This window comes from Thermococcus alcaliphilus (genome assembly GCF_024054535.1).
Classification (GTDB): domain Archaea; phylum Methanobacteriota_B; class Thermococci; order Thermococcales; family Thermococcaceae; genus Thermococcus_A; species Thermococcus_A alcaliphilus.
Window position 1 is genome coordinate 182706 of the sequence record NZ_JAMXLV010000018.1, and the last position, 10984, is coordinate 193689.

Here is a 10984-nt window from a genome sequence, read left to right on the forward strand (position 1 = left end):
GGATAAACTTTTAACCATTTGGCATATCCTAAGGGATGATGAGGCTCCACATAGGCATTGACGACACGGATTCACCGGATGGGATGTGCACCACTTATCTAGGTGCCCTGCTGTATAGAGAGATCTCCAGGGTAGCGGAGCCTTTAGACCTTCCAAAGCTCATCCGTCTAAACCCAAACGTGCCGTACAAGACAAGGGGAAACGGAGCTGTGGCAATGAGTTTCGAAGTGGAAGATGAGGAGATTCCAAAGATAAAAGAGTTCGTTCTGAAAATGGTTGAGGAGTTATCGGACTTTAATCATGAGAACACAAACCCCGGAGTTGTATTTCTGGAGGGAGAACTTCCCAAGGAGCTGGAGGAGTTTACGTATAAAGCTATATGGGAGCACGTTACCATTGAGGATGCTGAAAAAGTTGCGAGAGAAGTAAATGCAGAAATCCACAAGTTCAAGCTCGGCAGGGGCATAATAGGAGCCCTAGCGGCAGTTGGTCATCCATTGAAAAACTTCACCTATGAACTCTTGGCATATAGGAAGAGAGAATTTTGGGGAAAAGAAAGGAGGGTCAACAGAGAGAGTGTGTTTGAAGCTGACAGATTAACCTATCCCTTCACATATGATAACGTCGACCCCTTCAAGGGGAGCGTTCTAATAACACCCCACGGAAAAGACCCTGTTCTGGTTGGCATTAGGGGAATAGACAAAAATAGGGTCTTGTGGGCATTTGAAAACCTTATCATCGAAGAGCCTGTGGAGTTTTTCCAGATTTATAAAACAAACCAGAATACAGATGAACACTTGAGGTTTAGAAAGATCGGCGAATTAAAGCCCTTAGAAAGTGCTGTTGTAAGAGGAAGAGTTAGTAGAGAATACTGGGAGAAAGGAAGGCACGTGTTTTTTGAGCTGAGCGACGAAACTAGCACAATCAGGGTTGCAGCCTTTGAGCCCACTAAGGGATTTAGAAGATACGTTAGGATGTTAATTGAAGGCGACGAGATCATTGCAGCTGGAGGAGTGAAGGAATTCGAGGGTGTTTTGACTCTCAACTTAGAAAAATTCTACCCGATAAGGCTTGCCGAAAAAATAGTTTATGAAAAGCCAAAATGCCCAAAGTGTGGGGGGACGATGAAAAGCAAAGGGGACTATCTGAAATGCAAGAAGTGTGGGCATAAAATGCCAAAAGTCTTGATTCCAAAAAGGCTGCCCCGCCAGCTTGAGAAAAAAATTTACGAAGTTCCACCAGATGCTAGGAAACATCTTTCCAGACCGCTCGTCCTTCCGCTTGGAGAGAAAAAAATTTTGGAAGCAGCTGAGAGGAACTAACTTCTCTCTCTTCTCTCGACCTCTTCTATGTAGGCTATTACGTTATCCACTATCTGGGGAGCCAAGCCTATGTAGTTTTCCGGCTTTAGGGAGTTTAAATCGTCTTCAGTGAGATATTCCATGGCTTCACTTTCCCTTACTACTTTTAACAAGTCCCTTCCCTCTTTAAATGCTTTCATGGCGAGTTTCCTTACCAACTCGTGAGCCTCTTGCCTCCCCATTCCCTTCTCCGTAAGCTTGAGCATCAGCGGCTCGGCCATTATGAGGTTCTTTGTGAGGTAGAGGTTCCTCTTTATGTTCTCCGGGAAAAACTCCAAACCAGATAAAACCTTCTTCATGCTCTTCAACATCTCGTCTAAGAGTATAAACGTCTCTGGAAGAATAACACGCTCAACTGAAGAGTTGGTAAGGTCTCTCTCATGCCAAAGCGGATTGTTGAGTAAAGCTGGAATAACGTTGGAATAAATAACCCTTGCAAGCCCACTGACTTTTTCACATCTTATCGGGTTCCTCTTGTGCGGCATTGTTGAAGAGCCGACCTGCTTCTTTCCAAAGGGTTCGCTGACTTCAAGAATCTCAGTTCTCTGGAGGTTTCTTATCTCAAGGGCTATTTTGTCGAGGGTTGAAGCTATTAAGGCTAGAATGCCCATGAGCTCTGCGTAGATGTCTCTCTGAATTATTTGGTTGCTTATTCTTGCGGGTTTAAGGCCAAGATCCTCCATAACTAAACGCTGAAGTTCAAGCCCTTTTTCGCCAAAGGATGCCATTGTTCCAACAGCACCACTCATCTGCCCTACAAGGATTCTCTCCTTGGCCTCTTCAATTCTATCAATATGTCTTTGGATTTCATCTAGCCAGATGGCAAACTTCATTCCATAAGTTGTTGGGACGGCATGCTGGCCGTGAGTTCTTCCAATGCACACTGTATATTTATGCTCCTTTGCGAGGTTTTTGAGTATTGAACGGAGCTCCCTCAGATCTTTTAAAACAATCTCCAAAGATTCTTTAATAAGAAGAGCGTTGGCGGTGTCTATTATATCATTGGAAGTCGCTCCAAGATGGACGTATTTTCCATGCCCTCCACAAACCTCACTTAATGCCTTAACAACGGCCATTATATCGTGGTGAATCTCAGCCTCGATTTCCTTAACTCTCTCAACTTTTACCCATTTTGTGTTTGCCCTTTCGCTGATTATCCTCGCGCTCTCTTCGGGGATGTTGCCGAGCTTTGCATGGGCTCTTGCTAAGGCGGCCTCAACCTCAAGAAGTTTTTGGAGCTTATTTTCTTCCTCCCAAATGCGTTTCATTTCCTCACTACCGTACCTGTAATCAATTGGATGAATAGCCATCGTATCACCAATTTTTTGTAATAATCAACCTTAAAAAGATTTTCTAATGTACACAAAGATGTTAAAACTAAAACTCAACTTCTTGAGTTTTTAGGACATATTTGGAAACTCTGGTATTTAACCGAAAAGTATTTAACCACATATCCAAAGTTTGCTATTGACAAAACTTTCGGAGGGTGTCAAAAATGGCAGAGGAGCATGTTGTCTTCATAGGAAAGAAGCCTGTTATGAACTATGTATTGGCCGTAATAACCCAGTTCAACGAGGGTGCAAAGGAAGTTAGCATCAGAGCAAGAGGTAGGGCTATCAGCAGGGCCGTTGACGTTGCAGAGATCGTCAGGAACAGGTTCCTTCCAGAGGTTAGGGTTAAGGAGATAAAGATCGGCACAGAGGAGCTCCCAACAGCTGATGGAAGAACAGCCAACACTTCAACAATCGAGATCATCCTCGAGAAGCCATGAATTTAGCTTTTCTTTCCTTTTCATAACTTTACTCAGATTTTTACTTCAATCCCTTTTGAAGTGAAAACAAAGGTTTTAATATTTTTATTGCCAAATAATCTTGGTGTAGCAGGTGGAATTTGAAACAATTGATGTGAGAGATGAGAAGGCTAAAGAATTGGCTCAAATTCTTGCAAATGAAACTTCACTTCTAATACTGGGACTTCTGCAAGAAAAGACGCTCTCAATGTCAGAAATAGCAAGGGAGCTTGGAATCCCAATGTCAACTGTTTCCTATCACATAGATAAAATGGTAAGGGTAGGGCTTGTAGAAATTGCAGGGAAAAAATACGGGAAGAGGTTACAAGAGGTGAAGCTCTACAGGGCTGCATCAAAGCCAATTCTTCTGCTTCCTAGAGGAATGCCAGTCAAAAAACGTTTCCTAAGAGTTTTTGAGAAAATACAGATTATAAGCTTGGGAATAGCCGGGCTTCTAGCTTCGGGAGTTTATGTACTATTTGACAGGCTCCTCCAAGAAGAACCCCAATTAGTTGCCAAGAATGCAACATACGCTATTGAACGAGCCCCTTCTCCAGGGCTTGAGGGTATTAACGAAACGGTTACACCCAAGTTAGTTGAGAGTTCACCAATACCATACATTTTGGCGGTTTTAGTATTTGTGGTAGGGTTTTTCCTAGTTTCTCGATACCTAATGAAAAAGAAAATTTAATCCCAAAACATTTTTAAGTTTCTTATCGTAGTTCAACATGAATCAGGAGGGAATAACAATGATGCCAAAAATTACTGTGGAGCAAATAGTTAAAAGGAAGGCAGTTGTTGTTAGACCAACCGAAACTGTTGAAAAAGTTGCGAAAATTCTCGCAAGGAACAAAGTAAGCAGTGCGGTTGTCATGGACAAAGACGAGATAATAGGTATCGTTACGGACAGAGACATTCTCAACAAGGTAGTTGCCAAGGGGAAGGACCCTAAAGAGGTAAAAATCAGTGAGATAATGACAAAAGACCCCATAACGATAGAATACGACTATGACATTCAGGATGCAATCGAACTTATGATGGAAAAAGGAGTGAGGAGACTCCTTGTAACAAAGCTTGGAATGCCAATGGGCTTTGTAACGGCGGCAGATCTCCTTGCAGCGGTAAATGCCTACAATCACGAGGAAGAGGAAGCTGAAAAAGAAGAGGGAGAAGTTTACGGAATATGCGAGGTTTGTGGGCAGTATGCTCAGCTCCACAGGGTTGTCCACGAAGGCTATGAAAGATGGGTCTGCGAGAGCTGCAAAGACATGCTTGAAGGTTGAATACTCCTTCGATTATTTTTAAATCCGCTTTAGCTTAGCTTATATTCCCAAAGGTTTAAAACTCTTCTAAGGAATACACATCTAGAGGTGAGAAGATATGGAAAAGAAAACCGGAACAACCACCGTTGGAATTAAATTGAAAGATGGAGTAGTATTGGCAGCAGACACTCAAGCTTCTCTCGATCACATGGTGGAAACCCTCAACATAAAGAAAATTTTGCCCATAACCGACAAGATAGCAATAACAACCGCGGGAAGCGTCGGAGATTTGCAGGCTTTAGCGAGAATGCTTGAAGCTGAGGCTAGATACTACCAATTCACCTGGGGAAAACCCATGACGGCAAAGGCTATGGCAAACCTTCTTAGCAACATACTCAACGAGAGCAAATGGTTCCCTTACATGGTGCAGATAATCATCGGTGGTTACGTTGAGGAACCAACACTTGCAAGCCTCGATCCTTTGGGAGGGCTTATCTTTGATAACTACACTGCAACGGGTTCTGGTAGTCCATTTGCAATAGCAATACTTGAAGACGGGTACAAGGAAGATATGACAATCGAAGAGGCTAGAGAATTGGCTATAAGGGCAGTCAGGACAGCAGGTAAGAGAGATGTTTACACGGGAGAAAGGAAGATTCAGGTGGTTACAATAACCAAAGATGGCATGAAGGAAGAGTTCGTCGAGTTTAAGGAGTGATTTCTGCATTTCTGGTGGTTAAATGAGGAACAAATCTCTCCTTGCCCTTTTTCTCATAGGCATTTTCTTTATTGCGTTTTTGTATCACAACTACTCCTATCCAAGCGAAGATGCTCAGCAAGTGCTTCAGATAGCCTCCAACATATCGAAAGAAGTAGAAGAAATAAGGGGGCTTAGTTTTAAGGAGAATCCAAAAATAATTGTCCTTACTAAGGAAGAAGCCCTTAAAAAATGGGGTCCAAGCAGAGAGGATTACCAAGAGATCAAAAAATGGGAGCTAATATACAAGATGACCTTTCTTGTTCCGCTTGACTATAACCTCACAAAAACAAGAGAAAAAGAAACTGCCTCATGGATAGCGGTTACCTCCGGGAATAAAGTTTACATAATCTCGGAAAACTTTTTTAAAACGGGAGATACCGCCAAGAGGGTTCTAGCCCATGAATTTACCCACGTGATACAAAAGCAGTACTTCGACCCAAAGTACCCAGAGACACTTGACGGTAGCCTTGCTATTAAAGCCCTAATTGAGGGTGATGCAGACTTAACTGCTGACCTTTATTGCAAGAAGCACGGTATCAGAATAAAGAAAATAACCTCCTTATACCTCAAAGATCCTCCCATAAACTTTGGGTACTTTCCCTATGTTTTTGGTGACAAATTCGTCGAATACCTCTACCAAAAAGGAGGTTGGGAGCTTGTTAATGAAGCCTACACAAATCCACCACAAACAACCCAGCAGATAATGCATCCAGAGCTTTATTTAGCCAAAGTTCTTCCCCAAGAAGTGGAGATAAGCTTAGACAGAGGTTACAGGATAATTCACGAAGATCGACTCGGGGAGTTCTATTTCTATCTCCTTCTTGTGACTAATGGCGTAGACCAAGAAGAGGCCCTAAAAACCTCTATAGCATGGCGAGGGGATAAAATAATCCTAGCGGAAAACTCCACGCACTATCTGGTGATATGGAAGAGTCTATGGAACGATGATAGGGCTCTTCAGGAAATTCAAAACCTTCTCACTAAAAAGGCTAATGAGTTAACCAAATTGGAAGCCCAAGTAACGGTTAGTGGAAATGAGCTTATGCTTAAAACAATACTACCAAAACAATAGGTGTTCTCTTATGTCTAGTTTTGTACTATTATTATCGAAACTTCTTTTTGATTAACGAGGGCAAAATGAAGATTTTTGGACGAAATATTTCATTAGGCAACAAAAATAGTTATAAATGCCAAAATTCAAACACTATTTGCCTAAACCAAAATATTTTGAGGTGATAGAAATGGCCGAAAAGAAAAGAAAGAGGGTCGTAATTCTTGGTGCGGCAGGAAGGGATTTCCACAACTTCAACACGTTCTTCAGAGACAATCCCGAATATGAAGTGGTAGCTTTTACAGCCACCCAGATTCCAGACATCGAGGGTAGAATTTACCCACCAGAGCTTGCTGGTGAGCTTTATCCAAACGGAATCCCAATATGGAGTGAGGACGATCTTGAGAAGATAATCAAAGAACACGACATTGACATAGTTGTGTTCGCTTACTCAGATGTTTCCCATGAACACGTTATGCACCTTGCCTCAAGGGCACATGCCGCTGGCGCTGACTTCTGGCTCCTTGGGCCAAAGAGCACAATGATAAAAAGCACCAAGCCAGTTGTAGCGGTTACAGCAGTTAGAACAGGTTGTGGAAAGAGCCAAACATCAAGGAAAGTTGCCCAGCTCCTTCAAGAGATGGGCTACAAAGTAGTTGCCATAAGACACCCAATGCCCTATGGAGACTTGAGAAAGCAGGTTGTCCAGAGGTTTGCAACCTTTGAAGACCTCGACAAGTACGAGTGCACCATCGAGGAGAGAGAGGAATACGAGCCATACATAGAGAGGGGCATGGTCGTCTATGCTGGCGTTGACTACGAGAAGATACTCCGCGAGGCGGAGAAAGAGGCTGACATAATCCTCTGGGACGGCGGAAACAACGACTTTCCATTCTATGTTCCAGACCTCTGGATAGTAGTTACCGACCCACACAGACCTGGACACGAGCTTAAGTACCACCCAGGTGAGACCAACTTCAGAGCAGCCGATGTGATAATTATAAACAAGATTGATACAGCAAACAGAGATGACATTCAAAAGGTAAGGGAGAGCATAGAGAAAGTCAACCCGAACGCCATTGTAATTGAAGCCGCTTCTCCAATCTTCGTTGACAAGCCAGAGCTCATTAAGGGCAAGAGAGTTCTCGTGGTTGAGGACGGTCCAACACTCACACACGGTGGAATGAAATACGGAGCAGGCTACGTTGCAGCCAAGAAGTTCGGGGCCAAAGAGATCATCGACCCAAGACCCTATGCCGTTGGCTCAATAGTTGAAACATACAAGAAGTACCCACACCTTGATGTTATCCTACCAGCAATGGGATATGGTAAGAAGCAGATCAAGGAGCTTGAGGAGACCATCAACAGAGCAGATGCAGATGTGGTCATCATGGGAACCCCAGTTGATCTTAGAAGATTCATGAACCTCAACAAGCCAGCCGTCAGAGTCAAGTACGAGCTTGAAGAGATAGGATATCCAAAACTCAAGGACATTCTCAAGGAATTCGTCGAAAAGCACGTTAAGAAGGAGTGAATTCTTTCCTTTCTTTTATATTCTGACTTTTAAATCAAGTTTGACACCATGTTCTTCTGCTCTTTTGTCATATACCTCCAATTGGTGCCCATGATGTGTGTTTTGTTTCTTGTTTACTCTTTCTAATTAGAAATCTTTATAAAGTCCTATAGTAACAAATACTTCGAGGTGAAATCATGCTGGGAATGTGGTGGGCAATAAGCTTGATCATTGGGCTTTTGAGCCTCTTATGGGTGGCTTACGACATCGCCAAGAACCAAAAAGAAATGAGCATTGGCAGAAAAATTCTATGGATAATTGTGGCACTGCTGTTCGGCCTAATTGGGGCAGTTGCATACTATATTGTGGAGAAGAGGGATTAAGTCCCTTCAACTTTAATTTTTTCTCCCCTATAAAAGTCTATAAGGTGTCTCTTCATTGATGTTAAAGTAACGGGCTTCAGTGTTTCTCTCATCCAATCTGGGAGGTCTCTTTGAACAGACTTCCAGAGCAAGCGGTAATCCAAGACTATTATTGCTCCTTTTTCCTCCTCACTCCTATGAACCCTTCCAGCAGCCTGAACGAGCTTCCTATGAGCCGGTAAAATATAACCATAGTACCTTCCCTTCCCAGGGAACTTGTTTTCGAAGTACCTTATTTGAGCTTGAACCCTCGGCGTTGGCCTCGCATAGGGAATGCCCACTAAAACAACGCCGTTCATTTCATCTCCGCTGTAATCCTGCCCCTCACTGTTCCTTCCTCCCATCACACCAAGCAAAACAGCACCATCCTTCTTTGCTTCCTTCTTAAATGCCATCACCAAAAGGTCGTTCTCTTTTGAAGAGGCCCCTTTCTTCTCGATAAATACCTTTTTTCCAGTCTCTTCTCTTATCCGTACATCAACATTGGCAGATAAAAGTCCTTCGAGGACTTCATAAGAAGCCGTGAAGACGCCAACGTTTTTTGGGATGAGCTTTGCTGCTTCAACAACATATCTAGCAAGCTTCTTGTAAAGTTCAAGGCTTCTCTCGTCCCCCCTTGTGGAGACATCCCTAGCAACTAAAACAAGGGCATTTTCTCTCTTAACCATCCGGGGGAATTTTTTAAGCCTGCCCTCTACTCCCATTATGTCTGCAAAAGCCTCTAGGGGAGTTAGCGTTCCAGACATGAAGATTGCCGATTGCACATTCTTAATAAAACTCAGAGCTTTTGAAGGATCCAATGCCACAAGCTCAAGAGAGAAGCCTTTATCTCTGCTCATCAAAAAGAGATAATCCTCCTTCCCGATAAGGGCAAACCAAAGGAGCAAAAACTCCCCTACCCTTCCGACATAGCTCCTCGGAGGAAGGTTTCTCTCGATTTTGTCCTCCCTTATTGCATCCCCAGCCTTTACCATCTGATCGAGAATTCTAATAAGCTGTCTCTCATTAATTCCCAGAACGTCAAAAACGTGGTAAAAGATGCTTTCAGGAAGTATGGGAACTTCTTCAACCTTCATATCCTTCAATTTTTCCTGATAGAGATTCTCCAATCCCTTTAGAAAGATGCTCAAAAAATTGGCAATCTCGTGTTCCTTGTATTCATCGGCTTCTTTTATTGCCCTGTTGATGCTATGGATGCTTACCTTGTCGCTTAGGGCATTTATTGCCTGATCTGGCAGATTATGTGCTTCATCGAAGATCACTATCAAATCAGAGTAGTCAAAATCAAAATAGCTCATAAAGTTCTCTCTGATAGCGGGATTTATCATGTAGAGATAGCTCGCTACTATCACATCAGAATTAAGTGCAACCTTCCGGGTAAGCTCGTAAGGACAGAAGTCAAACATTTTAGAATAGGTGAGTACTGTTATAGGTTCCGCAGGCGTTTGAATGAAGTACTGGACAAGTTCGTCAAATTCTTCCTTCTTTTTCTTTAAGTTTTCAAAAAACTCGCATTTGCCAAGCTTTTTGAGATTCTTGCAGACTATCATCGCATTGTAAGCGTCGGGGGCAAAGTTTTGAATATACTGGTGGAGGCAAAGTTCTTTTCTGCTCCTGAATTCAACTCCGCTTACATGGGTTTTCTTGCTTATGGCTTTGAGCTCTTCTATAACTCTGTCCATCTGCTTATGCGTTCTTGCGAGGTAGATTATCTTGTATCCCATATCCTTGGCATAGGGTAAAGCTCCAGCCAACACGCTTACAGTTTTTCCAAAGCCTGTTGGAGCCTCAATGACAAGATTTTCGCCGTTCCTTACTGCATTATCCACTAGCTTGATGAACTCTTCTTGGTTTGGCCTTAAGGAGTTATAGGGAAAGTATTCGCTCATCTCAACTCATCAAAAAGGTTATTAATGAAGGTTTTTAACTTTTCCCAAAGTGAAGAGAGGGAGTAAAATGGAAGAATATCAAAAAAAGCTGATAGAGGCTGGAATTGAGGGGGCTATAATCACGGTTTTAGCTTACCTTTTCTACTACCAGAACTACCTTCTCTACAAGTGGCATCGCGGCCTTCCGTTGCCGTCAAAAATTCCCTTCGTAATAGCCGGAATTCTCACAGGAGCGGCTTATTTCATTTACAAACTTTACAAAATCTACCCCATGATGCAAAAGGAGAAAATAGCGAACGTGATAAAAGACAAATTTAACTCTATTTGACTTATCTTTGGTTTGTTTAGTATCCCATAATTTTAAAGAAAACTATTCTCACCTTACGCAGAAGATTGTAAAAAACTTTATATATTAGTAAAAACATAAATACGGTAGTATATTGCTAAAATTAGATATCCAGCTAAAATTCTTAAGGCTTGTTAAATAGCAACTTAATAATGAATAGAGGGATGTCTAATGAGAAGCAAAAAACTTGCTATAGGGATAATAATATTTTTGATGCTTTTTAGCGTTTTGACAACTACCCCCAAACTTGCAAGTGCACAAACAACTGAAAAGGGCCCAGCAGCAGATGTTATCCATATTGAAACCCGATCCGACGAAGTAGCAGCCATTCTTGATGTTGCGGCTGGGAAGCTGGACATTTTCCTATGGGATACTGCTCAGTCACTCTACCAAGGACTATCCCAAGAAGTGCTGGCCAACTTAAGCCTAATCAAGTCAGCATCCGGTTACAACGACATTGAAGTCAACCCCGTCCACGACGACGACAACCCATATCTCATCACAGTTGGTGAGAAGAAGTTCTTCAACCCATTCGCCTGCAGAGACATAAGATACGCATTGAACTTCCTCATAAGCAGACAATACATAGTC

At 42.5% G+C, this 10984-nt stretch carries 11 protein-coding genes and 1 pseudogene; 10 read left to right on the top strand and 2 right to left on the bottom strand.

Annotated elements, in window-relative coordinates; translation table 11 throughout:
- Positions 1 to 38: 38 nt before the first annotated feature.
- Complete coding sequence (tiaS, locus tag NF859_RS03720; protein WP_252743061.1) at positions 39 to 1322, top strand: tRNA(Ile2) 2-agmatinylcytidine synthetase TiaS; 1284 nt, start codon at positions 39 to 41, stop codon at positions 1320 to 1322.
- Here tiaS and purB read toward each other — a convergent pair.
- Positions 1319 to 2671 (bottom strand): adenylosuccinate lyase, encoded by a 1353-nt coding sequence (purB, locus tag NF859_RS03725; protein WP_252743062.1) that lies wholly within the window; start codon positions 2669 to 2671, stop codon positions 1319 to 1321. The genes tiaS and purB overlap by 4 nt on opposite strands.
- Before the next feature lie 185 nt (positions 2672 to 2856).
- On the opposite strand from purB, the gene albA reads away from it, so the two are divergent.
- The 7 genes from albA to NF859_RS03760 all read left to right on the top strand — a co-directional run bounded on the left by albA (position 2857) and on the right by NF859_RS03760 (position 8119).
- Complete coding sequence (gene albA, locus NF859_RS03730; RefSeq protein WP_004067437.1) at positions 2857 to 3132, top strand: DNA-binding protein Alba; 276 nt, start codon at positions 2857 to 2859, stop codon at positions 3130 to 3132.
- A gap of 112 nt (positions 3133 to 3244) precedes the next feature.
- The gene (locus tag NF859_RS03735) at positions 3245 to 3841 is read left to right on the top strand and encodes an ArsR/SmtB family transcription factor (RefSeq protein WP_252743063.1); all 597 of its coding nucleotides are present in this window, start codon (positions 3245 to 3247) and stop codon (positions 3839 to 3841) included.
- A 58-nt stretch (positions 3842 to 3899) separates the two neighbouring features.
- On the top strand, positions 3900 to 4433 hold the full coding sequence (locus NF859_RS03740; protein ID WP_252743089.1) for a CBS domain-containing protein: 534 nt from the start codon (positions 3900 to 3902) through the stop codon (positions 4431 to 4433).
- A 97-nt stretch (positions 4434 to 4530) separates the two neighbouring features.
- Entirely contained in the window at positions 4531 to 5130 is a 600-nt protein-coding gene (gene psmB, locus NF859_RS03745; RefSeq protein ID WP_004067422.1) for an archaeal proteasome endopeptidase complex subunit beta, read from the top strand.
- Positions 5131 to 5152: 22 nt separating this feature from the next.
- Positions 5153 to 6244 (top strand): eCIS core domain-containing protein, encoded by a 1092-nt coding sequence (locus tag NF859_RS03750; RefSeq protein ID WP_252743064.1) that lies wholly within the window; start codon positions 5153 to 5155, stop codon positions 6242 to 6244.
- Between the two features lie 169 nt (positions 6245 to 6413).
- Positions 6414 to 7757 carry a cyclic 2,3-diphosphoglycerate synthase gene (locus NF859_RS03755; protein WP_252743065.1) on the top strand — a complete coding sequence of 448 codons (1344 nt, stop codon included), beginning with the start codon at positions 6414 to 6416 and terminating at the stop codon, positions 7755 to 7757.
- Positions 7758 to 7933: 176 nt separating this feature from the next.
- A complete protein-coding gene (locus NF859_RS03760; protein WP_252743066.1) occupies positions 7934 to 8119 on the top strand; it encodes a PLDc N-terminal domain-containing protein in 186 nt (61 codons plus the stop codon).
- Here NF859_RS03760 and NF859_RS03765 read toward each other — a convergent pair.
- Entirely contained in the window at positions 8116 to 10047 is a 1932-nt protein-coding gene (locus tag NF859_RS03765) for a helicase C-terminal domain-containing protein (protein ID WP_252743067.1), read from the bottom strand. The two genes, NF859_RS03760 and NF859_RS03765, sit on opposite strands and share 4 nt — an antisense overlap.
- 49 nt (positions 10048 to 10096) lie before the next feature.
- Here NF859_RS03765 and NF859_RS03770 point away from each other — a divergent pair, with 49 nt between their 5' ends.
- Positions 10097 to 10375, top strand: coding sequence for a hypothetical protein (locus NF859_RS03770; protein WP_252743068.1), 279 nt, complete (start codon positions 10097 to 10099; stop codon positions 10373 to 10375).
- Positions 10376 to 10564: 189 nt separating this feature from the next.
- Positions 10565 to 10984 (top strand): annotated as a pseudogene (locus NF859_RS03775) (ABC transporter substrate-binding protein); the annotation flags it as partial.

Coding starts and splice junctions, on each gene's coding strand:
- purB (WP_252743062.1), bottom strand. CDS start 2,671: ATGGCTATTCATCCAATTGATTACAGGTACGGTAGTGAGGAAATGAAA.
- NF859_RS03750 (WP_252743064.1), top strand. CDS start 5,153: ATGAGGAACAAATCTCTCCTTGCCCTTTTTCTCATAGGCATTTTCTTT.
- albA (WP_004067437.1), top strand. CDS start 2,857: ATGGCAGAGGAGCATGTTGTCTTCATAGGAAAGAAGCCTGTTATGAAC.
- NF859_RS03740 (WP_252743089.1), top strand. CDS start 3,900: ATGATGCCAAAAATTACTGTGGAGCAAATAGTTAAAAGGAAGGCAGTT.
- tiaS (WP_252743061.1), top strand. CDS start 39: ATGAGGCTCCACATAGGCATTGACGACACGGATTCACCGGATGGGATG.
- NF859_RS03755 (WP_252743065.1), top strand. CDS start 6,414: ATGGCCGAAAAGAAAAGAAAGAGGGTCGTAATTCTTGGTGCGGCAGGA.
- psmB (WP_004067422.1), top strand. CDS start 4,531: ATGGAAAAGAAAACCGGAACAACCACCGTTGGAATTAAATTGAAAGAT.
- NF859_RS03765 (WP_252743067.1), bottom strand. CDS start 10,047: ATGAGCGAATACTTTCCCTATAACTCCTTAAGGCCAAACCAAGAAGAG.
- NF859_RS03760 (WP_252743066.1), top strand. CDS start 7,934: ATGCTGGGAATGTGGTGGGCAATAAGCTTGATCATTGGGCTTTTGAGC.